Genomic DNA, 26,090 nt, shown 5'->3' with positions numbered 1-26,090 from the left:
ATCGTATGAAAATCCTGATTTTCCTCGCAGGCTCAATTCGTTGATTTGTCTCGGGCTCGACAGGCGGCTTACTTGTTGGCGTCGTCGAGGGTGAGCTGGTCGTCGTCGGCATCGTAGTCGAAAAGTTCGCCGTAACGCCCCCAGGTCACCGCAATGTCGAATTGCCGCTGCGCTTCCTCATCGGTGTGCTGGCTGCGCAACAGGTCGAGGATGAGCTCGCCGCGCAGACCCTTGTCCGGATGGTTCCTGAGCGCCCGGTCGATGGTGCGTACCAGCGGCGCGTGGTCCATGATCAGCTGGGCGAAGAGCTTCTTGGCCTCGAGTACGTCGGCATGGCACCAACGATCACCGTCGCGGGTGACAGTGCAATGGCCGCGGCTGACGGTCAGCAGGCCGAGCATCGTGCCAGCGTCGATGAGCGGGAAGAGGTCATCCACCTCGAAGGAAAGGTCGGCCGCGAGGTCTGCCAGATCCACGCCGCCCTCGTAGTTCGAGACCACGTCAAGCAGGCCGGCAAGACCGCCGGGAGTGGCGTTCGGGAGCAGCTCGGTCCGCGCGTTGGCTTCCTTTACCTTGGTATCGTTCTCATGCACCGCGAGTTTTTCGCTGGCTTCTGTTTGTGCCTTGCTGTGCTCATCGAGACCGATACCTTGGCTCTGGTCTTGGCCGGCGTTATCGCCTTTGCCGCCGTTCTGTGCCGAAGTCTCGTCAGGACCATTTTCGCCGGCCGTGCTGCCTGGGGCATTCGCATTGTCGGAGGTCTGCGCGGCGTTGCCGGCACTATCGGCAGTGCCGTTGTCGGAACCTTTCGGCGAGGATGTTTCCTCGGTTCCCACCGTGGCCGGCTGCTCCGAGTTTCCGCCGTTTGCGGCCGCTGCGTTGGCACGGCTGCTTTGCGATTCCTGGCCGGTCAGGATGGTGTAGAGTTTGTCGACCATCGCCTCGAACTCGGGGGTGTGCTTGTCGCGCGGACGCGGCAGATCGACCGGGACCTGCGCGATCAGGTGGCCCGGATGCGAACCCAGCACCACCACACGGTCGGCCATCTGCACCGCCTCCTCGATGTTGTGCGTAACAATCAAAATGGACTTGATGCCGCTTTGGTTGTTGTTCCAAAGCTTCAGCACTTCCTGACGCAGGTTTTCGGCGGTGAGCACGTCCAGCGCACTGAACGGTTCGTCCATGAAGAGGGCATCCGGACGCAGTACGAGCGCACGGGCGATGCCGATGCGCTGTTTCATGCCGCCCGAAAGTTCCTTCGGATAAGCAGATTCGAAGCCGTCAAGGCCGATGGCGTCGATGGCGGCCAGCGCACGCTTATGGCGTTCTTCGCGCGGCACCCCGCGCGCCTCGAGTCCGAGTTCGACGTTGGCCTGCACTGTCAGCCACGGCATGAGCGCGAAGGTCTGGAAGACGAGTGCGACCCCGGGATTTGGCCCGTCAAGCGCCTTGCCACGGTAGGAGACCTGCCCGCTGGTCGGCCGGATGAGTCCGGCCAGAATGCGCAGGAAGGTCGATTTGCCGGCGCCGCTGCGTCCGAGGATGGCGACGATTTCGCCTTCGTGCAGGTTGAAGGAGATGTCGTCGAGGACGGTGGTCTCGCCTCCTTTTTCGGAGGTGAAGCTTTGGTTGATATGGCTGGCCTCGATGACGGTGTGGGTGCCGTTGGCGTCGAGGTCGGCGTATTGCGGATTGTGGCGTCCGCGGGTGGCGGTGCCGGTTTGCGTGCCGCTGGCGACGGTCTTATAGAGTTTGTTGAAGTTCATCGTGACTTCCTTTAATTTAAGTATTCGATATTCTGATATTGAAGGATTGCAGTGTGCTCATCCGACCACAAAACGACGGTCGGCGAGGCGTTGCAGCGGGTTCCAGAACAGCCGGTTGACAGCGACGACGAAAATGGCCATGACGGCCACGCCGATCAGTGTTTTCATACCCTCGGCGTGCGCGGTGGCCTCGGCGATGTAGGAACCGAGGCCGCGGGCGACAAGCGTGTGGCGTCCGTAGCTGACGATTTCCGAGACGATTGAGGCGTTCCATGCGCCGCCGGCCGCGGTGATGCCGCCGGTGACCCATGAGCCGAAAACCGCCGGCAGGATGAGCGTCTTCCATTTCATCCATCCGGTGATGCCGAAGTTTCTGGTCATCTCGATGAGGTCGTCGGGAATGGCTGACGCACCGGCGATAACGTTGAAGAGAATGTACCATTGAGTGCCCAGTGCCATCAAGAGGATTGACCCCCAGTTGATATCGACGCCGAACGCGACGAAGACCATTACTGCGAACGGGAAGATGAAGTTGGCGGGGAAGCTCGCCAGCACTTGTACCAGAGGCTGTACCAACCGCGAGATTTTGGGGTTCATGCCGATGATGACCCCGAGCGGCACCCAGATCACTGAGCAGACCACAGTCAACAGCGCCACGCGCAGGAAGGTAAGACCGCCGAGCCCGAAAGCTCGTCCGAGTTCACCCAGGCCGGTGGTCTTGGCGATGGCGACCATCAGCTCCGCGACTCCGGCGATGACCAGCACGCCTACGATGAGGTCGAAGACGATATCACCAGCTCGGCGTCGGCCGGGCTTGGCGTCCCACTTTGAACCGGTGCGCCCGAGTGGACGGGTGACCCAGTTGAGCAATTCACCAACGGGGCGGAAAAAGCGACCGAGAAAATCGTCGATATGCGACTGACGGATAAGCGTCAGAACGGCGCTGCGCTTGGGCTCGCTCGACTCGCTTTGCGTGATGCGGAACTTTTCGGCCCAGGCGGTGAGCGGCTTCCAGACGAGCACATCGATCAGCAGCACGACGATGACCATCGTCAAAATCGCCCATCCGATCTTTCCGGGATTCTCCTCGGCGGCCGCGGCCTCGACGTAGCTGCCGATGCCCGGTAGCGCGTAGGTGCGGTTGTTGACCGAGATCATTTCCGAGGCAGTGAGGAAGAACCAGCCGCCGCCGACGCTCATCATCATGTTCCAGAGCAGCGGAATCATGGAGTTGGGCACGTCGAGCACCCAGAAGCGCTGCCAGCGGGGCAGTTGCAGATTGCGCGCCGCCTCGTCGAGTTCCTTGGGCTCGCTTTTCAGCGACCGGTAGAACGAGAAGGTCATGTTCCAGGCCTGCGAGGTGAAGATGGCGAAAATCGATGCCGCTTCAACGCCCATCATCGAGCCGGGGAAGAGGGCGAGCCAGATGGTCACCGTAGCCGAAAGGAAGCCCAGAATCGGCACGGACTGCAAAATGTCGAGCAGGGGAATGAGCACCTTGCCGAGTCGACGTGAGCGGGCCGCGGCCAGGCCGTAGACGAAGGTGAACGCCAGCGAGAAGAACAGGGCGATGGCCATGCGGAAGACGGAACGCAGCGCATAATACGGTAGGTTGCGTGGGTCGGTCGAGACGGTGTTCGGCCCCACCGGTGCGTTGAGGGCGGGTAGGATCCACGCGATCAGCCCGAAGAGTGCGAGGATGCCGGCGGCCACCACGCAGTCCGAGACCACACGCTTGGTAAATGTCGTGCTCCGGCCGGTTTCGGGAATGGCCGGCGTGGCTCGGTTGAAATTGAAGGAGAAATTGGTCATGATGATTCCTCATGAACGGCGTATCGTGGCGCTCGCGAATTTTCAGCGGAAGTTTCGCTGCAGTCGTGGCGTTGATCGGGCTTGGCTATTGGACTTCTGCTTGATGCTGAGTTGTGGAGCTTGTATTACGGACAACAGCAAGTCGGGCATCAGAAATATACGATTCCTGCAATGCCGACCTCGATTTTGGCCGGTCAGGTGCAGACTATGAATTGCGAATCGTATATCTTTGATGCCGTTATCCTTTTATATCCGAAGATTTTTGCGGCACGTTAGATACGTTGAATGAACTTGAAAGGAATCTCGAAGACGGAATCGTGTGCGTGCCGGAGGAATCGTTTCGCTGTCTTACGCTCGTAGCGTGATGGACAAACCGGAGGAGCCTACATCTGGCGCAGGCCGTCGTATCGAGATGGGGTTGTGCTTTGGCCGCACAAATGATGCAGATCGTTGATACTATTAGGCAGATCGCTTGTCATGATCCCCACCTCCTTCGATTCGGTGCGCAGGGCGCAGGAACAATTACCGCCACCAAAATAAGGGTATCCGTCACATTTGTCAACTTGGTTTGTTTCGCGTAGGTGTCCTTCTTATTCTTATCGATTCGGTCATCGGGGTTTCGGGTTTTGCACTTTCCCACAGTGCCCGTTTTCTTGCTTTTCGGGTTGGCTGTGCTAGAAAGTGGTTACTGAGGGGATATCGCTGTTGCGTCTAGCGTAATTTCGGATAGGGGAGAAGACGTCACCGAACGCATCGCGCAAGTGTCGCCGCATTTCGCTAAAATAAAAGTTTGTTATGCCAAGAGGCGGGCTGCCGCATGGGTTCGCTTCTTCATTTGGGTTCAGCCCTGCAGGTCTATCCGTCGGTTCGGATGTGTCTGCAACGGCGAATCGGCAACATTCCGTCGGGTTCCGGCGGAATACGATAGTGGGCGCGTTCGGCTCCATCAGCCGCTTGGCACGAAAGTGCGGCGCCGCCCCTGACATGTACGCTGATATGCGGCAGCGACAGGTGAAACAATGGTTAACGCTATTGAGGCATTTGATGCCAAGCACATGAAGCCCTCGGACTCGATTCCGCAGTTCCGTCCCGGCGATACCGTCGAGGTCAACGTCAAGATTCAGGAAGGTAATAACTCCCGTCTTCAGGCGTTCACCGGCATCGTGATCGCACGTTCGGGCGCCGGCCTGCGCGAGACGTTCATCGTCCGCAAGGTCAGCTTCGGCTGCGGCGTGGAGCGTCGCTTCCCGCTGCACTCCCCGGTGATCGATTCCATCAAGGTGCTGCGTCACGGACGCGTTCGTCGCGCCAAGCTCTATTACCTGCGTGCCCTGCGTGGCAAGGCCGCTCGTATCACCGAGCGTCAGGACAACAGCGCCAAGGCGTGAATGCAGGCCTGAATGGCTATGTGCAAACGGCAGTCGGACACTATGTTCCGGCCGCCGTTTTTGCTTTATGACGATCGTGCTTCGTGTTGTCACGTATGACATCTCTGTACGGTATACTATGATGGCTTTCGGTTATCTCTAGGCTGCGGTTTGAGGCAGTATAGGTGTAAAATGCATACAGCGGGAGGCGCGGATGGCAGAGGATGATACGCGCAGCGATGAGCGGCGTGAGGCGGATTCGCATATCATCGAGGTCGCGGATTATGGCATAAGCCCGGAGCCCAGGCCGCGCAACCTTGTCAGCAATCCGGAACATGCCGACCCGGATTCTGCCGGGTATACGTTCAGCGATTTGCTGAGCTTCGTGGTGACGTTTGGCGTGTTCGTGGTGGTTCTGGCGCTGTTGCGGATATTCGTCATCGGCGTTTACGAGATTCCCTCCGGCTCGATGGAAGACACCATTCAGGTCGGCGACCGGCTGGTCACCAATCGTCTCGCACGACCGATGAACAAGCTCAGGCGCGGTGACGTCATCGTTTTCAAGGATCCTGCGCATTGGCTCGCCGGCACGGACAATCACGGCTCCAGCGACTTGATCAAACGGCTGATCGGTATGCCCGGCGACGTGGTGGCATGCAAGGGCCACGGCGCCCCGATTACGGTCAACGGCGTGGCGATCGATGAGGTCGCTTATATCAAGCCCGGCACTGAACCCAGCAATTTCTCATTCAAAACCAAAGTGAGCGCCGGCAATGTTTTCGTGATGGGTGACAACCGCGGCAATTCCTCGGATTCGCGCTACCATGCCGACGATGGCAATGGCGGGCTGGTGCCGATAGCCAATATCAGCGGGGTGGCGATGCTGACCTTCTGGCCATTCAGCCATTTCCAGGTGATCAAGTCGCATCGTGAGGTGTTCGCCGCCGTCCCGGGTGTGCCGAAATCATGACCTTGCAATCCAACGGTCAGGCCGCTGAGGAGCCCAATCGCGCCGTGCGTCATGTTGCTGCCCCGACTCTGGATATGGAGCGTGAACTGGCCGGCCTCGGTTTCGACCTGATCGTCGGTTTCGACGAAGTGGGGCGAGGCGCGCTCGCCGGACCGGTGATGGTCGGCGCGGCGGCGGTATGGGCCCGCGATTTAGTAAAAGGCGGCCTTGACGTGCCTGACGGCGTCGCCGATTCCAAACTGCTGAGCGAGCACAAGCGCGAGGCGATGTTCGAAGACCTGCGTTCGTGGTGCGCGGCCAGTGCGGTCGGGCAGGCCAGCAACAAGGAAATCGACGAGTGGGGGATAACCTACGCTTTGGGCATCGCGGCCCTGCGCGCGGTCAATGAGGTCGAGCGCGAACTGAACATTGACTCGGGCCGGCTTGGTGTCGGGGCCATTTTAGACGGTCCGAACGATTATATTTCCAAGGCCGCTGGGACATTCGACGCGCCTGCGGTACCGGTTTTGCCTAGCGTGACCACCAGAGTGAAGGCCGACCAAAGTTGCGCGCTCGTTTCCACTGCTTCCGTCGTCGCCAAGGTGACGCGAGATCGGCTGATGGTCGCCTTGGCGCAAGGCAATCCGAGCTACGCGCCCTACCAGTGGCAGCACAACAAGGGTTACGGTTCGGCCGCCCATCGCGCCGCGATCGCCGAGTACGGCCCGACACCGTTGCATCGCGTCAGCTGGCATTTGCTCTGAACGCATCCTTGATTTTATATTGGCGCTGCCGGTTAGGGCAGATCAATCGGAATTCCGCCCGTGATTCTGGCGAAGGTGAAGCCTGCCGTTGTTGCACTTTGCCGGCAGAGCAGTGTGGCTTTTCCTCTGACACTTGGGAAAGTTGGTGACGCTGCAGGTTTGGTGGCACAGGGCAAAGGGTCGGCGCAGCTAAAGTGATAGGCAATACCGAGTAGACTTGTGAGCGTTCACTTAAAGCTGCGTCCCGGGACGTACATCTGCTGGAAAAGGGAGATAGGATGAGCGTTCAACGCAATCCGGGCAAGCGGCCGTCGATGTTCGAAGTGGCCAAAATGGCGGGGGTCAGCCATCAGACGGTTTCACGCGTCATCAATCACTCCTCCGAGGTCTCTGACGCGACCCGCACCAAAGTCCAGCATGCCATCGACGTGCTTGGTTACCGGCCCAGCAATTCCGCACGAACGTTGGCTTCGCACCGTTCCCGCACCATCGGTCTCATTGCCGGAGGCCTCAGTTTTCTCGGGCCGATTTCCGCGATTTCCGCTATCGAGACCATCGTGCGTCGCCATGGCCTCTTTCTCATGGTCTCCATGGTGCACGAGGCGCGTTGCACGCAAAGCGAATTCGAGAATCTGTGCCGTACCTTCGAAGAGCAGAATGTTGATGCGTTCATCTTCCTGACCCCTACGGATATCATGTTTTCTGCGGCTTGCAGCACCAGGCTTTCCGAACCGCGCGTCCTGATCACCTCAACCCACGGCAATATCTCGATGAGCCGGGCAGGCGGTCTGATGGATGCCGAGGGGCGCGGCCGCACGGCTTTGGTCGGTATCGATCAGTGGGGGGCGATGCACGAGGTGGCGCGTCTCGTTGCCCGATTCGGTCACCGTTCCGCGCTCTATTTCGCAGGCCCGGTGCAATGGCGCGATGCGGTGACGCGGTTGCTTGGCTGGCGCAAGGCCTCCGCTCATTTCCGTATCGAATCGCGTGAGATACAGTGCAATTCGTGGGATTCCTCCGAGGCTTACGCGCGGATGAACCATGAGCTGGAGAACCTTGGTTCTGCCGGTGCCGAGAAACCCACCGTCATCGTTACCGCCAACGACGCACAGGCGATTGGCGTGACCCGCGCCTTGCACGAGCACGGCTTGCGCATTCCGCAGGATATCAGTGTCATCGGTTTTGACGATATGACTGGAGTCAACGATATGTGGCCGCCGCTGACCACCGTTCATTCCGATTTCGACGCGCTTGGCACGGCCGCGATGCGGGAGACCCTGCGGCTGCTGGGCGAGGGCGGGGAACCCACGTTCGTCTCCAACGCCCACGGGGTCGGTCTCATCCCCGCCGAGATGATCCAGCGGCACTCGCTGGGGCCGGTGCCGCGGCATTAGACATCCGGTTCACAGGTCGCTTTCGTATTGGTCGCTTTTTGCATGGTTGGCTGGTTATCGCATGCGAAAAGCGAAAAACATCGGGGCTTGCGGCGGCAACGATAATTCAAGACGATTGATTGCGTGCCGGATTCGCAATCCAAATGGATTCGCCAATGGCTCGACGGATTCGATGTCAGTCGTTGACTCCGCTTTCGGCATCGCGGATGGCGCCAATGGTGATGGCGGTGCGCAGCACGTAGGCGTCGCGCGGGTCGTTGGCATCCCATCCGGTGGCGTCGGCGGCGCGTTTGATGCGGTAGCGTACGGTGTTCGGGTGGACGTTCAAAGCCTTGCCCGTGGCTTCGAGCGATCCGCCGGAGGAGAGGAAAGCCGATACCGTAGGCAGGGTCGGATCGTTTTCGTTCTCGCTTTTGAGACTTTGATACACGGTCTGGTACAGTTCGTCGACGGCGTCGATATCGCCGACGAGTGCGCGTTCCGGCAGCATGTCGGAGGCCCTGGCCGGTCTCGGCAGCGGATGTATCGCCGGCATGATGTGGAATGCGGAAAGTACGGCACCCAATGACCGTGCGGCTCCGGCGACGTTGCGGCGTGTAGGCCCGAGACATACCGGCTGTTGCTTGTCGAACGCTTTCATCATCGCCGTGCAGGTCACTTCAGGGGTGGCCGCGCTTTGAATCACGACCAGTCCGATCGTCAATCCGTGGCTGCGTCCGACCAGGCAATATTGGCTTCCAAGGTCGTGGGCGCTGTTGACGATGACGGATTTGGCGGTTTCGTAGGTGATCGCGGCTACACCTGCAACGGTGAAGCAGCTGAAGGTTTCCGGCCATCCCAGCACATGCAGCAGGGAAACGACCCGTTCGTCATGAATACCGTTGGCCAGGCACTCGAAGGCTATGGTCTCCAGGTTTTCGCGGTTGCCTAGTTTTTCGAAGGCCTTTCTTTGCGCGGCCTCTTTTTCGTTGTCATGGCTATCGGCGATGACGGTGATCTGCGATGTCTGGTTTTGGCTAAAGGAAAGCCTGTCGCCGGCCGTTTTCCCACGGCGCGCGATATCGAGTGACCCTTGGGCGAGGCTCAGAAAATCGGCTGGGTTTTCCGATTCCGTGCCTTTGTTGTCGCTATCGTGCATGTTCATACTTACGATTCTAGTCCGGCGGCTTCGTCGGCCCCTTGCAGACGGGCTTGTGTGCGTTGCGCTCGCGAGTCTTGCCAGAATGTCAGGAGTACAAAGCCCAGGACGAAAACCAGCGGCAACATGTGACGCTCGAAATTGTTGGCCGGGGAAGTGATCATGACCCCCATCAGCAACAGCAGCGGAAGGTGGGTGGCCAGCGTTTTCCAACGGCGCAGGATGACTTCGGCAGCTCCCAAAAGCAAGGTGACAATGACGTAGGTATTGCCGTGGACGAACAAGGAGAGCACGGGTTTCGAGCTCCAGCTTTCCGTGAAACCGGTGACGCTCCTTCGCCAGCCTGCGCACCAGCTTCCGATCCAGTCGGTGAAGTTGGCGGTGCTTGGGTAGCCGACGTAATAGGCCATGCCGATATACGGCGGATCCGTGATGTCGAAATACCCGTAGCTTTTGGCCATCAACGCATCCAAAGCGATGCCTGGATTGGCCTTGACTATCTCAAGCCAGGCGGAATTGAAATTTTTCAGAGCCACTTTGTCGACGGTACGCCAGCGGTAACTGACGCGTTTTGTTTCGATCCCCGACGATTTCACCGGGTCGGCGTCTTGCGGGGAGTAGGCTTCGGCCATCTGGTCGAGGTTGAAGATCGGGGCCAGTTTGTTTCTGGCGTCCTGCGGGATGCCGTTGGGGTTGATCACCGCGACGCGTGCGATCTGCTGAAGTTGGATGCCGTGGCTCTCGATGGGATCGCCATTGATGATGGCGCCGTTGTGTGTGGCCAGTCCGAGCGCGCTTTGAAAGACGATGACCGGCAGCAGCATGCCGATGATGTAGGTTTTCCAGCGTTTGTGGTCTGCGAGCAGGGCTATCACCAGCTCGAAAAGGATGATGTAGGGCGCGTATTTCGCCGAAATCAGCATGACCAATGTGGAAAGGAGAAGTGCGATGAAGGTGCGTTTGCGCAGATGAAGGACGATGCTGTCGTAGGAGGGGACGCAGGCGCGAGCTGAAGCTATGTCCTCGCTTGGTTCAGAGGCCAAGATGTCGTCGCTGTTGCCGCTGTCTAATTTTCGTCGATCTGACGGCGCCGCCGATTGCTTGCCTGATGAGCGTTGCCGTAATTTCGCGGTGCACAGCACTTCGTAGCCCACGCCGAACCACCAGACGAACGCGAAGGCGAACAGCGGCGATTTGGTCAGGCTGATTGTCGAGAACAGCACCAGAGGGCAGGCCAGGAAGAACAGAAGGATGAAGAAGCGGGGTAGAGGACCGACGAGCTCTGACGACTCGGCTTGTTCGGCGGCCAGGTCAGGCTGGTCGGTTTTGGCTGGCGTTGCCGACAGCAACTCGACGAGCCTTCTACGGGGCCGGAGCCAGGGGCGGTTGAAGAAGCGGTTCGCGCTTGCGGCCAGGCAGAACGCGCCGAACAGCAGTTGGGCCGAGGCCAGGAGTGCAATGCCCCAGTCGTTGGAGCCGGTGAAATAGCGTGAAATCGTTCCCGCACCGCCGTATATCAGCGTGAGCACGATGTTGTGCTGGTCGGTCAGGTACGTGGGTTTGGCCGGCCACAGATAGTGGGCGGTAGGGTAGATGTCCATCGGCACAAAGGAGAAGAAGCCGATATAGGGTTGTTTCAAGCCCGTCCATTGGTTCCAGGCCCAGCTGAATTCGCGGAATTGGCTGTGGATGTCCGCGCCGAACGCCGCCACCAGCGTGATGGGGATCCAGAGCCAGCCGATAATGAGGATAAGCGCGATTTTCCACCATTTGTCGGTGGTGGCCATCATGCAGCGGTGTGCTTTGCGGCGGATGGCCGAAGCCGAGCAGCGGATGCGTTGCCGAATTCTGGTCCGCAGCCAAACTCTATTGTCGAATTTCGTGTCCTGTTTGGCTTCTGGCTGGCCGTATGGCATGGCGATTGAAGCGGTGTCTGGTTTTTTTGTTTTCTCGTTTGCGCAATGATGGGTTTGCCGGCGTTGGCGTCTTGCGGCAAGTTTGGCGCGAAGGCCGAAATCATAGGGAATCAGCAACTGTCCGCGGCCGAAACGGACAAGTTCGGCGATGATGGCCATACAGATGGCGAAAGCGCACACGAAAATGGCCGCGTTGCCCCACGAGAAGGCTCGTATGGTGGCGTTGACGGGATTGGTCTCGTACTGCCGGTACAACGGCCCGAGCGAGGTGCACAACGCGATCCACAGGCTTGCCGCCACCGCCAGCGCCCAGCGCAGGAAGCTGAAAAGCCTGCCGAAATGCTTCTTGCCATCTTCGGGCCCCTGCGGGTAGGCTTCGCCGTCACTGTGACGGCTGGCGGTACCTGTGGGGCTCGGATTGCTCATAACCGGTATTCTATCGTTTGACATCAACCTCGACCATATTACTTGTTGCCTGAATTGTATGGAATCACAAAGTATTTCCGCGTCTCTTCGGATACAGTGGTGCTATGAGCAATGAGACCGATTCTTCGATTGTCGAGCAGATAAAGCAGATCGAAGCGCAATATGCGCATTTCGCGCGAAAGATCGGGGCGCATAAGCCGCAGATGCCCCAAACCGCCGGGGCGGTGGACGTGCTGATGGCACTCGCCACGCTCGATTCCACCAATATTCTGGCCCGGAAAATGATGGCGAATGGAGACCTCAACGTCATTGACGCGCAGGGCTTGCCCCGAATGGCCGCGATGTGCGCCGATGCACAGAGTGCCGGGCACGGACGTCTCGGCCGGCAGTGGAGCGACAAGGCCGGCGGGGCTTCGTTCCTTGTTACGTATTGCACCGCATTGCCGCAACGTTTGGTGACCGACTCGCATTACAACGGGTGGTTCACGATTGTTGCCGGGCTTGCGGCGCTTGACGCTTTGAACGATGCGCTCGCGCAGTGTGGTGCCAAGCCGCTTGACCCGACGCACGGCCTTGAGCTCAAATGGCCGAACGACATTTTCTATGATGGCCACAAGCTTGGTGGCATCCTGGCCGAACTGGTCCAATTGCCGGAAGGAATGAATCGTCTGGGTGCGCAGTGGCGCAACGCGAGCTCAAGTGAAACCGGCATGTCGGATGGCCGCGAACGTCGAAACGATGACGGGGAGCCTGCCGTTGGCGTGATGTTCGGTATCGGCATGAACCTTGATCTTCCTGCCGAAGAGTTGCCGACCCCGATTTCCACCTCCCTGCAGCTGCTTTATGCTCCATTGCCCGATCCTGCCACGATGCGTGATATGGTCGCGGCACGGCTGGCGAAGTCGTTGAAACGACGTCTTGCGGTTTTGACCGCCGATCCCGAAACCGAATCTCCGCGATTGCTGGAAGAAACCCGAGGCAAGTGCTGGACTCTGGGGCGCGAGGTCGAGGCGAAATTCACCGATGGCTCCAGGCTCACCGGCAAGGCGATTGCGCTCAATGCCGATGCCTCTCTGACGATACAGGACGCGCTCGGCACCCTTCATGTGGTCAAAACCGGCGACGTGGGTGTGCTGGCCTGAATGCATCGGCGGTTCAGGTTTTGGCTATGTGCTTTCTTTTGTCTTTAATACCCGGCTTTCGGTCTTTTTATGATGGCGAGTGAGTTTCACTGTGAGATGAATGATAATCAGGAATCAGACATCGCATTGATGTATTTATGTCTTTTTGGGCAGTTTTCTATAATATATTCGGATTATTTTCATGTCTTCTTGAGTTTGTGCAAACCTACAAAAGCGCTCGGGCGATTTTGTCGATTCGTGAGGTGTTTCTGGTGGGGGATAGGCGATAGGTTGGAATCTATGGTCAATAATGTCAATAAACTGCTGGTAGCAAACCGCGGTGAAATCGCCTTGCGGGTCATTCGAACGGCTCATGAGATGGGGATACCGACCGTAGCGATCTACGCTGAGCAGGACAGAGATGCACAATATGTAGAGATGGCCGACGAAGCCTATCTGCTGCATGGGGATTCCTATCGTTCCTATATGGACGAGGATCTGATTATCGACGTACTGCACCGTTCCGGCGCCGACGCCGTCCACCCGGGCTACGGCTATCTTTCCGAAATCGCCTCGTTCGCCGACAAAGTCATCAAGGCGGGTGCCACATGGATCGGCCCGAGCCCGACGGCCCTGACCGATCTCGGCGACAAGATCACCGCCCGACGCGTGGCCAAGCGTGCCCACGTTCCTCCGGTGCCCGGCCTTTCCGAGCCGGTGAGCAACATGCGCGAGCTGCTGACCTTCGCGCAGATCAACGGCTATCCGGTGATGATGAAGCGCACCGACGGCGGTGGCGGCAAGGGCATCACCCTCGTGCACAACGACGACGAGCTGCGCAGCTTCTATATGAACCACGACGCGCTCGAGGGCGGCGATCTCAATGAATACTTCGTCGAGCTGTTCATCGACAAGGCACGCCACGTCGAGACGCAGTCCGGCCGCGATTCCCACGGCAACTTCACCGTCTACTCCACGCGTGACTGCTCCGTGCAGCGCCGCAACCAGAAGCTCATCGAGGAGGCACCTGCCCCCTTCCTCACCGACGACGAGCAGGAACAGCTCGAACGTTACTCCCGCAGTCTCTTCAGCGCCGTCGACTACGTGGGCCTGGGCACCTGCGAGTTCATGGTCACCCCGCAGCACAAGGTCTACTTCCTCGAGGTCAACCCGCGCCTGCAGGTCGAGCACACCGTCTCCGAGCAGGTCAGCGGCCTTGACCTGGTGCGCGAGCAGATCAACATCGCCAACGGCGGCGAGCTCACCCGCGCCCCGCAAAGTCACGGCCATGCCTTCGAGCTGCGTATCACCAGCGAGGATCCGGACAAGAACCTGACTCCTTCCGGCGGCACATTGACCCGCCTTGACTGGCCCAGCGGCCCCGGCATCCGCATCGATTCCGGCGTGAAGGTCGGCGACGTGGTCTCCCCGAAGTTCGATTCGATGATGGGCAAGCTCGTCGTCACCGCCCAGGACCGCCCCACGGCCGTCGCCCGCGTGCGCCGCGCTTTGAAGGAGTTCAGGCTGGAAGGCGTGCCCACGCCGAAGTCGCTGTTCGAAACGATCTTCAACGATCCGGAGTTCACCGCCGAAGACCACGGGTTCACGGTCACCACCAAATGGCTTGAGCGCAAGTACCTCAACCACAAGCCCAATACGGCAAGTACCGGTCAGCCCGCTTCGATGAGCGGCTCGCAGGAGCAGCCCAAGAAGCAGGAGACCGATTCCTTCGTCATCGAGGTCGACAACAAGCGCGTCAAGCTCACCGTTCCGCGCGATATCGTCGACAATCTCACCGGCTCGGCACGTGCACGCGGCTCGCGTCGCCCGACCCAGCCGCTGCGTGGCTCCTCATCAGGTGCCGTCGAAGAACGCGCGAAGGTCAACGACGGCAAGTCCGGCGTCATCGATTCTCCGATGCAGGCCATTGTCACCCGCGTCAACGTCGCCGAAGGCCAAGAGGTCAACAAAGGCGATCTGCTGGCCGTGCTCGAAAGCATGAAGATGGAGAACTACGTCTACGCGCCCGTCAACGGCACCGTGCACAAGATCTTCGTCGGTCCGTCCGATTCCGTCGACGCCGGCACCACGCTGATGAAGCTCGACGTGACGGCAGCCGCCGACCGTGAGAAATCCGGTGCAAGCGACAAGGCTGAAAAGTCTGACGATGCCTCCACCGATGAGAAAGCCTCGAGCGAGGAGGCGAAGAACTGATGACCGACATCATGACCACATCGGCCGTCGAAAAGGCCATTCAAAGCGACAAGCCGATCGAGCAACAGCCGATTCGCGCCGCCGTCGCCCGCGCCGCCGAGCTGGCGCGTGACGCCGAGAACCACGCCCACGAGCGCCAGAGCGCCAAAGGCAAGTTCACCGCCCGCGAGCGCCTCGACCTGCTCTTCGACACCGGTACGTTCCAGGAGATCGGCCGATTCTCGGGCGGCGACATCAACAAGGGCGTCGCCGGCTCGGCCGTCATCACCGGCTTCGGCGATGTCTACGGCCGCAAGGTCGCCGTCTACGCGCAGGACTTCTCCGTGCGCGGCGGCACGCTTGGCCATGCCGAGGGCGAGAAGATCTGCCACTTGATGGATATGGCGCTTGATTTGAAGATTCCGGTCGTCGCGCTGATCGATTCCGGCGGCGCACGTATCCAGGAAGGTGTCGAATCGCTGACCCAGTACGGCCACATCTTCCGCAAGACCTGCGAGGCAAGCGGCTACATCCCGCAGCTTTCCCTGATTCTCGGCCCCTGCGCGGGCGGCGCTGTCTATTGCCCGGCCCTGACCGACTTCATCATCATGACCCGTCAGAATTCCAACATGTTCGTCACCGGCCCAGACGTGGTCAAGTCGGTGACCGGCGAGACGATTTCCATGGAGGATCTCGGCGGCGGCAAGGTGCACAACGCCGTCTCCGGTGTCGCGCACTATTTGGGCGAGGACGAGGCCGATGCCATCGATTACGCGCGTACGGTGCTCGCTTACCTGCCTTCAAGTTCCGAGGACAAACCGCCGGTGTATGCTTACGCGGCCACCCGTTCGGACCGTGCCACGGCCGAACGTCTGAGTGCCATAGTCCCGGACAACGACCGTCAGCCTTACGACATCTGCGAGGTCATCCGCTGCATCGTCGACTACGGCGAATTCGTTCAGGTGCAGGAGCTCTATGCCAAGTGCGCGGTGGTCGGTTTCGCCTGCATCGAAGGCCATCCGGTCGGTGTTGTCGCCAACCAGCCCAACGAGCAGGCCGGCATCCTCGATGTCAATTCCAGCGAGAAGATCGCCCGTTTCGTCCGTCTGTGCGACGCCTTCAACCTGCCGGTGGTCACGTTGGTGGATACCCCAGGCTACAAGCCCGGCAGCGATCAGGAGCACGCGGGCATCATCCGCCGTGGCGCCAAGGTCATCTACGCCTACGCCAACGCCCAGGTGCCGATGGTCTCGGTCGTGCTGCGCAAGGCCTTCGGCGGTGCCTACATCGTCATGGGTTCCAAGGCGATCGGGGCGGATGTCAACTACGCCTGGCCATCCAGCCAGATCGCGGTGCTGGGCGCCGCGGGTGCGGTCAACATCATCCACCGCAAGGACCTGCACAAGGCCGCCGAGCGCGGTCAGGACGTCGAGGCGCTGCGAAAGCAGTACATCGACGAGTACGAGAGCGAGACCCTGAACGCCAACCTTTCGTTGGAGACCGGCCAGATCGACGCGATGATCGACCCCGAGCAGACACGAGAGGCCATCGCCGAGTCCCTGCGGTTGCTGCGTGGCAAGAAGCGCACGCGCCGCACCGCCAAGCATCACGGCAACCAGCCGATGTAGCCTGACCGTCACTGGGCGAGCGCGGGAATCCTGCCGATAGACGCATAAGCGAGATCGACGGCCCTGCCGGTTCCCGGCGTTCGCCCAACGTCACCATCCAGATTTGTCACATACGTTTTTTATAGCGGTAATACGAATAACAACATCAATATATAAGGAAGATAATGACTGAAAACACCTTCTTCTTGAATCGTCTGAGCTCTGAGCCGCACGCGCTCATCTTCGGCGGTCAATCCACGCCTTGGGTCTCCTCCCTGGCCGATGAGTGCACCGACCCGACGCTCGCCGAGAAGCTCAAGGCGCACGCCGATGCATCGTCCCGCCTGCTTTCGGCGGTCACCCCGGACCTGCTCGCCACCATGGGCGGCATGGTCGATCTCTTCGGTTTCAAGGCGAACCCCGCCAAGCTCGGTCCCGCGGCCGACGCCGCAGCCAGCGTGCCCGGTATCGCCTTGGCACAGCTGGGTGCGCTGATCGACGCCGAGGGACTGGGCTACAGCGTGGCCCAGGCCAAGCCGTTGGCGGCTCTCGGCCATTCGCAGGGCATCATCGCCGAGCATATGGTCGATGCCATCAAGGAAGCCGGGTCCGTTGACGCGGCCGGTGACGCCATTGACGAGATCCTCGCCATCGCACGCCTGATCGGCGCAGCCGGCACCCGCCAGTCCCGTCTGCTTCCCGTCTCCACCCGCTTCGGCGAGGCCACCCCGATGCTTTCGGTGCGTGGCGCGACCAAGCGTCAGATCGAGGTGCTGGTTTCGCGGGTGGTCAAGCCGCGCGGGCCGATTGCGTTCGCGGTGACCAACGCGACCGACAATTACGTGCTTTCCGGTCATCCTGAGGATCTTGCGGCCTTCGTCGTCGAGGTCGGCAAAGAGCATGCCCGCCAGGCCAAGCTGCGCGCCGACAAGGTGCGTGGCGGCGAGGTCTTCGACCCGATCTGCGAATACCTCGAGGTCACCGTTCCCTTCCATTCCCCGCTGATGGCCGAGGCCGTCGAATCCACCGTCAACTGGGCCAAGGCCTGCGGCCTGGACGCCGATCGCGCCCGTACGCTGGCCAGTGAGGTGCTGATCAACCACGTCGATTGGGCCGCGCGCACCGACGCGCTCTTGAAGAGCACCGATCCCACCAAGTTGTGGATCGTGGACATGGGCCCGGGCAACACCGTCGGCAAGCTCGTGGGCGCCTTGGTGCAGGGCACCGGCGTCGGCGTGGTCGAGGCCGACAGCGAAGAGGCCCGTGCCGCGCTTTCCACCAGGGAAGACGATCCGGTTCGTACGCAGGATTGGCGCAAGTTCGCCCCGCGTGTCATTTCCACTCCCGCGGGCGACAAGATTCGTACCAAGTTCAGCGATCTGACCGGCAAGCCGCCGGTGCTGCTGGCCGGCATGACCCCGACCACCGTCAACGCCGACATCGTCGCTGCTGCCGCGAACGCCGGCTACTGGAGCGAGATGGCCGGCGGTGGCCAGGTCACCGCCTCCGTCTTCGACCGCAACGTCGCCTCGCTTGGTCGTCAGCTCGAAGAGGGCCGCACCATCGAGTTCAACGCGATGTTCATGGACCGTTACCTGTGGAACCTGCAGTTCGGCCCCGCCGGCATCGTCGCCAAGAAGCGTGCCTCCGGCACCCCGATCGACGGCGTGATCATCTCCGCCGGCATCCCGGAGCTCGACGAGGCCAAGCAGCTGGTGGCCAACCTGCGTGAACAGGGCTTCCCGTATGTCGCCTTCAAGCCCGGCACCGTCGACCAGATCCGTCAGGTCGTGCGTATCGCCAAGGCCGTCGCCCCGGTATCCATCATTATGGAGGTCGAAGGCGGGGCCGCCGGCGGCCACCATTCCTGGGAATCCCTCGATGTGCTCTTGATGGACACCTACGCCGACGTGCGTGCCTGCTCCAACCTCGTGTTGGTCGCCGGCGGCGGCATCGGCACCCCCGACCGCGCCGCAGACTACATCTCCGGCACCTGGTCGCGCGCCTATGGCAAGCCTGATATGCCGGTCGACGGCGTGCTGATCGGCACCGCCGCGATGACTGCCAAGGAAGCTCACACCAATCCTGACGTCAAGCGCATGCTCGTCGCCACGCCCGGCATCTCGCCGAAGCCCGATGACTCCGATCCCTTCGCGCCTTTGGGCGAGAACTGGGTCGCCGCCGGACAGGTGGCGAAGGGCGGCGTCGCCAGCGGCCTGAGCCACCTGCACGCCGACATCTACGAGCTTGAGAATGCCTCGGCCCGTTGCGGCCGTCTTCTGGTGCGCGTGATGAAGCACCCGGAGGAGCTGGAAAGCCGCCGTGACGAGATCATCGAGGCTTTGAACAAGACCTCGCGCCCGTACTTCGGCGACCTCGACAAGATGACCTACGTCGAATGGGCCCAGCGTTTCGCCGACCTTTCCTATCCGTGGGCCGACCCGACCTACGCCGACCGCTTCCTGCACCTGCTGCAGCGCGCCGAGGCTCGTGCCTGCGATCAGGAGAGCGGCGAGTTCGCCTCGCTGTTCAACTCCCGCGCTGATGTCGAAGACGATCCGCAGGCCGCCATCGACAAGTTGAAGGCCGCCTATCCGCGCGCCGCCGAGGTCACCGTGACCCCGAGTGACGTGGCATGGTTCCCGACCCTGATCCACGAGTACCACAAGCCGATGCCCTTCGTGCCGCAGATCGACAACGACCTACTGCGCTGGTGGGGTCAGGACCAGCTTTGGCAGTCCGAGGATCCGCGCTATTCCGCCGATTCCGTGCGTGCCATCCCTGGCCCGATTTCCGTGGCCGGCATCACCACCGTCGACGAGCCCGTCGGCTCCATCCTCGGCCGCTTCGAGGCCGCCGCGCTCGAGCGCACCCGTGAAATCAGCGGTGGGGCCGAGCCCCAGCAGGCCTTCGCGGAGCTCAGCGCCGCAAGCGACGCCGAGGAGTTCATCCGCAAGTCCCCGAACATCTCCTGGGTCGGCCATCTGATGGCCAACCCCGCCTTCGGCACGCCGATGGGCGACAAATACTATGAGATTCGTCCGGTGGGCGACGAGGACGGCACCCAGCTCTACGACCTCGACATCCATCTGGACACCTTCTGGGACAACGATCCCGACGGCGGCACCTCCAAGCACGCCGTGCGCGACATCGTCATCCCGCTCAATGTCAAGCCCACCGAATCCGGTCTCTTCCCGGTGGTCGACCGTGAGCGTCTGCCCAAGCACGTCTACGCCATGCTCGCCGACACCGCCGGCATCGGCAACACCGCCATCACCGGCGACAAGCTCACGGCGATGCCCGAAATCGAGGAGATGAGCGACAAGAAGGCCTTCCCCTATGGGCGGGCGCACTCCAGCTACACCTTCTCCGCCAACTTGGGCTACGACCATGAGGCCGCCACGGCCGGCAACATGCCCGGCTCCTTGAACGCCTCGCGCATTGCGCCCGACGCTCTGGTCGGCCCGGCCTGGCCCGCAATCTACACGGCGCTCGGCTCGGTCTATGTCCACGGCTATCCGGTTATCGAAGGCCTGCTGAACGCGGTCCACCTCGACCATCAGATGGAGCTTGAGGTCACCGAGGACGAGCTGCTGGGCCACGTTGGCGAGAAAGTCGACCTGACCAGCTGGGCCGACGCCTACGCCGAGTCCGCCTCCGGGCGCATCGTCACCATCCACGTCACCCATACCGCCATCGACGGCACCGTCCTGGCCCATGAGGTCGAGCGTTTCGCCGTGCGTGGACGCTCCTACTCCGAGGAACTGCCGGCTGACGTACCCGATTACGGCGACTATCTGACCTACCGCAAGCGCCACACCGGCGAAGGCACGCCCTTCGACGAGCACAGTGACGGCGGCCTGGATCAGGTCGTGGCCACCCCGCGTCGCATGCTGCGTCGCGTCACGCTGACCGCGCCGAGCGAGATGACCGCCTTCGCGCGCACCTCCGGCGACTTCAACCCGATCCACACCTCGCATCGCGGCGCCGCCGTCTCGGGCCTCAAGGCCCCGCTGGTGCACGGCATGTGGCTTTCCGCCGCCGCCCAGCACGTCGTGCAGGCGCGCGACGACAAGGGCGCGCACTACGAGATCGCCGGTTGGACCTACAACATGTACGGCATGGTGCAGCTCGGCGACAAGGTCGAGATCTCGGTCGAGCGCATCGGCAAGCTGCGTCACGGCGGCATGACCCTTGAGGTCACCTGCCGCATCGACGGCAACATCGTCTCCCGTGGCACCGCCGCCGTCCGCGCCCGCCGCTCCGCCTACGTCTATCCGGGCCAGGGCATCCAGCAGCAGGGCATGGTCTTGGACGAGCGCGCCAAGTCGGCCGCCGCGCGCGAGACCTGGGAGCGGGCCGACAAGCTCACCCGCGAAAAGCTCGGCTTCTCGATCCTGGCCATCGTGCGTGACAACCCGAAGACGCTGACCGCCAACGGCGTGACCTACTACCACCCGGACGGCCTGCTCAACCTCACGCAGTTCACCCAGGTGGCGCTCGCCACCGTCGCCTACGCCCAGACCTCACGTCTGCGCGAGGCCGGCAGCGATGTCTGGCCCGCTTACTTCGCCGGCCATTCGCTGGGCGAGTACAACGCGCTGAGCTCCTTCGCCGGCATCATCCCCTTCGAGACGGTGCTTGAGCTGGTCTTCCAGCGCGGTTCGGCGATGAACAATCTCATCGATCGTGACGAGCACGGTCGTTCCAACTACCGCATGGCCGCTCTGCGCCCGAACCAGTTCGGCGTGGGCGACGACGGCGTTGACGATTACGTGAAGTCGGTGAGCGAGGCGAGCGGCGAGTTCCTGCAGATTGTCAACTACAACCTCGCAGGCCAGCAGTATGTCATCGCCGGAACGCTCAAGGGCCTCGAGGCCCTGAAGGCCGATTCACTGCGTCGTGTCAAGGAATACGGTGGCAAGCCCGCGCTCATGTACGTGCCCGGCATCGACGTGCCGTTCCACTCCATGCTGCTGCGCAAGGGTGTGCCTGACTTCCGCAACAAGCTCGACACCCTGCTGCCGGCGCATATCGACTACTCGCGCCTGGTCGGCCGTTACATCCCGAACCTCGTGGCGACGCCGTTTGAGATGACGAAGGAATTCGCTAAGAAGATCGTCGACGTGGTGCCGTCCACCCGTATTCAGGAAGCGCTTGACGACCCGAAGGTGTGGGACTCCTACGCCGCCGACGAGCAGAAGCTCGGCCGCCTGCTCTTCACCGAGCTGCTGGCTTGGCAGTTCGCCTCCCCGGTGCGCTGGATCGAGACGCAGGCGATCATGTTCGGCGACCCGGCCCAGGGCGGCCTCGGCGTGGAGAACTACGTCGAAGTCGGTCTCGGCAACCAGCCGACCCTGGCCAATCTTGCTACCAAGACCCTGCGTCTGCCCGACTTCTCGGGCGCCGAGGTCTCGGTCTACAATCTCGGCCGCGACGAGCAGCGCGTGTATATGACGGATTCTGACAGCCTTGTCCCTGAAGAAGATAATGACGATGCTGATTTGTCTGCTGAAACTGCTGCTCCCGCCGCAGCCCAGCCAGCACCTGAGTCGTCTCCGGCTACCGTCGCTTCCGCTGCTGTTGCATCCGCACCAGTTGCCGCTGCTCCGGCTCCGGCCGCTGGTTCCGGCGAGCGTCCCGCGGACCTGCCCTTCGCCGCCTCCGACGGCATCGGCATGCTTTTGGCCTACGCGGCCAAGGTGCGTCCCGACCAGATCGGCGAAACCGACACCACCGACACCCTGACCAACGGTGTCTCCTCGCGTCGTAACCAGCTCTTAATGGACATCAGCTCCGAGCTGGGCGTGGCGAGCGTGGACGGTGCCGCCGAGGCTTCGATCACCGATCTCTTCGCTCTGGTCAACAAGGTCGCCCCGCACTACAAGCCCTTCGGCCCGGTGCTCTCCGACATCGTGCGCGATCGCATCAAGAGCCTCTTCGGCGCCGCTGGCGTGAAGCTGGCGCAGGTCGAGAAGCGCGTCACCGACACCTGGCAGCTCGGCCAGGGTTGGGCCTACGCGGTGCTTGCCACATTGGTGCTCGAGACCCGTGAGGGCTCCTCGTCGCGTGGCGGCGATCTGGCCAGCCTGACCTGCGAGCAGGCGTCCAACGCAACTGCGGCCAACGCCCTGATCGATGCCGCGGTGCAGAAGGTGGCCGCCGATCACAATGTGACCGTCGCCCTGCCGAGCGCCGGTGGAGCCGGTGGCTCCGTGGTCGATTCCGCGGCCCTCGATGCGTTTGCGGAGAAGGTCACCGGTGCCGATGGCGTGCTCGCCAAGACCGCGCGCTTCGTGCTCGATGAACTCGATGTCAAGGCTCCGGTGCCCGATGCCGATGAGGATGATGACGCCGCTGTGGTCGAAGCCGTCGAGGCCGAGCTGGGCAGCGACTGGCCCGAGCAGGTCGCCCCGCGCTTCGACGAGCGCAAGGCCCTGCTGCTCGATGACCGTTGGGCCACCGCGCGTGAAGATCTCGCACGTCTCTACTACAACCACGACCAGAAGGTCTCGTCGCTGAGCTTCATCGGCGCCGGCCCCGAGGTCGCCGCACAGGCTCAGTGGTTCGCTTCCAAGGCCGAGAGCGATGGCGACACCATTCTCGCCTCCACCTTCAACCGCATTGCGGTCGAGGCCAGCTCCAGCGCCAAGAACGACCCGAAGGCCTCCCGCTTCGCGGGCGATATCGCCGTGGTCACCGGTGTGGCCGCCAACTCCATCGCCGGCCAGGTCGTCGAAGGCCTGCTGGCCGGGGGAGCGACGGTTATCGCCACGTCCCACAGCTTCAAGCAGTCGGTGAAGGCATGGGCCGAGCAGATCTACCGCGAACACGCGGTGGGCGACGCCAAGCTCTGGCTGGTTCCGGCCAATCTCTCGAGCTATCGTGACGTCGATGCGCTCGTGCATTGGGTCGGCGGCGTCTCCAAGAAGACCACCGGCGCCACCACCACGATCTTGAAGCCGGCCTACGAGCCGAGCCTCTTCTTCCCATTCGCCGCACCTCCGGTCCACGGCACGATGGCCGATTCCGGTCAGCTCTTCGAGTCGCAGGCCCGCCTGATGCTCTGGGGCGTCGAGCGCGCGATCACCGGCTTCGCGGCCATCGGTGGCGACACCGATGTGCAGCACAAGCTCCACGTCGTGTTGCCAGGTTCGCCGAACCGCGGCGTCTTCGGCGGCGACGGCGCGTACGGCGAGGTCAAGTCCTCGTTCGACGCCATCGTCACCCGCGCCCATGCCGAGAAGGATTGGTCCGGTCGTGTCACCTTTGCCCACCCGCTGATCGGCTGGGTACGCGGTACCGGCCTGATGGGCGGCAACGACCCGCTGGTCGATGTGGTCGAACGCCACGGCATCCACACCTATTCCACCGCCGAGGTCGCAGCCTCGCTGCTTGACCTCGCCGACGCGGATGCGCGTGCGAAGGCCGTCGAGGCTCCGCTGCACGCCGACTTGACCGGAGGCTTGGGCAATGAGCCCATCAACATCACGGCGTTGCGTGCCGAGGCCGAGGCCGACCAGGCCAATTCCGCTACGGCCAGCGCCGATGACGATACCGAAGCGAGAAAGAACGATGGCAAGGCGACGCTGATCAAGGCGCTGCCCACCCCGGATCCTCCTCGTCAGGCCAAGGTGAACCTCGCCGATTGGCGCAATGTCACCGCCAAGCCGGAAGACCAGATCGTCATCGTCTCCATCGGCGAGCTGGGCCCCTGGGGCTCCGGCCGTACCCGTAGTGAGGCCGAGCTGGGAATCCACCACGACGGCAGCGTTGATCTGTCTGCCGGTGCGGTGCTCGAACTGGCTTGGAACATGGGTCTGCTGACCTGGCAGGACAGCCCGAAGGCCGGTTGGTACGACACCGACGGCAATCTTGTGCCCGAGGCGGACATCGCCGAGCGTTACCACGACGAGGTCGTGGCCCGTTCCGGCCTGCGCCCGTTCGACAACGGCATGGGCGGCGACTACAAGGACGATACGGCCAGCGGCGAGGTGGAGATCTACCTCGACCACGAGGTCACCTTCTCCGTGCCCGACGAGGAAGCCGCTCAACAATACGTCATCATGGACGCCGAGCACACCTCGATCGCCCGTGACGAGGAGTCCGGCGAGTTCAGCGTCACCCGCAAGCCCGGTTCGATGATCCGCGTGCCCAAGCGTTTCGCGATGACCCGTACCGTCGGCGGCCAGTTCCCGAAGGGCTTCGACCCGGTGCGTTGGGGCATTCCTGCCTCCATGGTAGGCGAGGTCGACCAGATCGCGCTCTGGAACATCGTCACCACGGTCGACGCCTACCTTTCCGCAGGCTTCACCCCCTCAGAGGTCTTGCAGACGATTCATCCTTCGATGGTCGCCAGCACGCAAGGCACCGGTTTCGGTGGCATGGCCAGCATGCGCAAGCTCTATCTCGACCGCTTCCTCGGCCATGAGATTCCGACCGACATCCTGCAGGAGGCCCTGCCGAACGTCGTCGCCGCGCACGTCATGCAGTCCTACATCGGCGGTTATGGCAACATGATCCAGCCGGTTTCGGCCTGCGCCACCGCCGCGGTCTCGCTGGAGGAGGGCGTCGACAAAATCGCCCTTGGCAAGGCGGACTTCGTGGTCACCGGCGCCATCGACGACATCGGCGTGGACTCGGTGATTGGCTTCGGCAGCATGGGTGCGACCGCCGACGCCAATGTGATGTACGGCAAGGGCATCTCCGACCGCTTCTTCTCGCGGGCGAACGACCGTCGTCGTGACGGCTTCGTCGAGAGCGAAGGCGGCGGCACGATGCTCGTCACCCGTGGTGACATCGCCTTGAAGATGGGTCTGCCGGTGGCGGCCGTGGTCGGCTACGTCCACAGCTTCGCCGACGGTGCGCACACCTCGATCCCGGCTCCGGGCCTTGGCGCCCTCGCCGCGGCCCAAGGTGGCAAGGACTCCCAGCTGGTTCGCCAGCTCGCCAAGCTCGGCGTCACCCCCGACGACATCGCGGTGGTCTCCAAGCACGACACCTCCACCAACGCCAACGACTCCAACGAGTCCGAGCTGCACAACTCCGTGGCGCACGCCATCGGCCGCGCCGACGGCAACCCGCTCTTCGCCATCTCGCAGAAGACGCTGACCGGGCACGCGATGGGCGGTGCCGCGATCTTCCAGATCGACGGGCTGACCCAGCTCTTCCGCTCCGGCGTCATCCCGGCGAACGTTGCGCTCGATTGCGTTGATCCGAAGATGCGCAAGGACGACCACATGGTCTGGCTGCGCAAGCCCTTGAAGATCGGCTCCATCAAGGCCGGCCTGGCCACCTCGCTCGGCTTCGGACACGTCTCCGGCTTCGTCGCCTTGGTGCACCCCGGTGCCTTCGAGGCCGCGGTCGCCAATGAGTACGGCGAGGATGCGCTAGAGAAGTGGCGCAAGCGCGCCAACGAGCGTCTGGCCCGTGGCGAGCGTCGCCGTCTGCTCGGCATGATGGGGCAGGCCCCGCTCTACGAGGAAATCGACAACCGTCGTTTCCATCAGGATTCCAAGACCTACGATTCCCATGAGATCGAGAAGGCGATGCTTCTGAACCCCGACGCCCGTCTCGGTGCCGACGGCTATTTCGCGTAACCGACAAGAGAGGTTTCGTCATCGCCTTTGAGTGATGG

Annotated in this window: 12 protein-coding genes; 8 read left to right on the top strand and 4 right to left on the bottom strand. The window is 61.9% G+C overall.

Annotated elements, in window-relative coordinates; genetic code table 11:
- Positions 1-68: 68 nt before the first annotated feature.
- The gene (locus tag OZX74_RS07595) at positions 69-1,766 is read right to left on the bottom strand and encodes a nitrate/sulfonate/bicarbonate ABC transporter ATP-binding protein (RefSeq protein WP_277156326.1); all 1,698 of its coding nucleotides are present in this window, start codon (positions 1,764-1,766) and stop codon (positions 69-71) included.
- Between the two features lie 57 nt (positions 1,767-1,823).
- Positions 1,824-3,578 carry an ABC transporter permease subunit gene (locus OZX74_RS07590; RefSeq protein ID WP_277156325.1) on the bottom strand — a complete coding sequence of 585 codons (1,755 nt, stop codon included), beginning with the start codon at positions 3,576-3,578 and terminating at the stop codon, positions 1,824-1,826.
- A 1,019-nt stretch (positions 3,579-4,597) separates the two neighbouring features.
- Between OZX74_RS07590 and rplS the strand changes: the two genes are divergently transcribed.
- From rplS to OZX74_RS07570, 4 genes are all read left to right on the top strand, one after another.
- Positions 4,598-4,966, top strand: coding sequence for a 50S ribosomal protein L19 (gene rplS, locus OZX74_RS07585; protein WP_277156323.1), 369 nt, complete (start codon positions 4,598-4,600; stop codon positions 4,964-4,966).
- Between the two features lie 193 nt (positions 4,967-5,159).
- Positions 5,160-5,915: a signal peptidase I gene (gene lepB, locus OZX74_RS07580; protein ID WP_277156322.1), complete on the top strand. Its 756-nt coding sequence runs from the start codon at positions 5,160-5,162 to the stop codon at positions 5,913-5,915.
- Between the two features lie 74 nt (positions 5,916-5,989).
- Positions 5,990-6,658, top strand: coding sequence for a ribonuclease HII (locus OZX74_RS07575; protein ID WP_277157466.1), 669 nt, complete (start codon positions 5,990-5,992; stop codon positions 6,656-6,658).
- A 278-nt stretch (positions 6,659-6,936) separates the two neighbouring features.
- On the top strand, positions 6,937-8,052 hold the full coding sequence (locus OZX74_RS07570) for a LacI family DNA-binding transcriptional regulator (protein WP_277156321.1): 1,116 nt from the start codon (positions 6,937-6,939) through the stop codon (positions 8,050-8,052).
- 175 nt (positions 8,053-8,227) lie between these two features.
- Here OZX74_RS07570 and OZX74_RS07565 read toward each other — a convergent pair whose 3' ends face one another.
- The gene (locus tag OZX74_RS07565; protein ID WP_277156320.1) at positions 8,228-9,196 is read right to left on the bottom strand and encodes a helix-turn-helix domain-containing protein; all 969 of its coding nucleotides are present in this window, start codon (positions 9,194-9,196) and stop codon (positions 8,228-8,230) included.
- Positions 9,197-9,198: 2 nt separating this feature from the next.
- Positions 9,199-11,532, bottom strand: coding sequence for a DUF6020 family protein (locus OZX74_RS07560; RefSeq protein WP_277156319.1), 2,334 nt, complete (start codon positions 11,530-11,532; stop codon positions 9,199-9,201).
- Positions 11,533-11,636: 104 nt separating this feature from the next.
- Here OZX74_RS07560 and OZX74_RS07555 point away from each other — a divergent pair, with 104 nt between their 5' ends.
- The 4 genes from OZX74_RS07555 to OZX74_RS07540 all read left to right on the top strand — a co-directional run bounded on the left by OZX74_RS07555 (position 11,637) and on the right by OZX74_RS07540 (position 26,052).
- Positions 11,637-12,674 (top strand): biotin--[acetyl-CoA-carboxylase] ligase, encoded by a 1,038-nt coding sequence (locus OZX74_RS07555; protein ID WP_277156318.1) that lies wholly within the window; start codon positions 11,637-11,639, stop codon positions 12,672-12,674.
- A gap of 279 nt (positions 12,675-12,953) precedes the next feature.
- Positions 12,954-14,867 (top strand): biotin carboxylase N-terminal domain-containing protein, encoded by a 1,914-nt coding sequence (locus OZX74_RS07550; protein ID WP_277156317.1) that lies wholly within the window; start codon positions 12,954-12,956, stop codon positions 14,865-14,867.
- A complete protein-coding gene (locus OZX74_RS07545; protein ID WP_277156316.1) occupies positions 14,867-16,474 on the top strand; it encodes an acyl-CoA carboxylase subunit beta in 1,608 nt (535 codons plus the stop codon). The genes OZX74_RS07550 and OZX74_RS07545 overlap by 1 nt, the downstream gene beginning before the upstream one ends.
- 164 nt (positions 16,475-16,638) lie before the next feature.
- Complete coding sequence (locus tag OZX74_RS07540) at positions 16,639-26,052, top strand: type I polyketide synthase (protein WP_277156315.1); 9,414 nt, start codon at positions 16,639-16,641, stop codon at positions 26,050-26,052.
- Positions 26,053-26,090: the final 38 nt, after the last annotated feature.

The sequence above is a fragment of the Bifidobacterium sp. ESL0798 genome, assembly GCF_029395415.1.
GTDB lineage: Bacteria > Actinomycetota > Actinomycetes > Actinomycetales > Bifidobacteriaceae > Bifidobacterium.
Note: the sequence above shows the minus strand (reverse complement) of the source record. Positions and strands in the feature narration are given on the sequence as shown.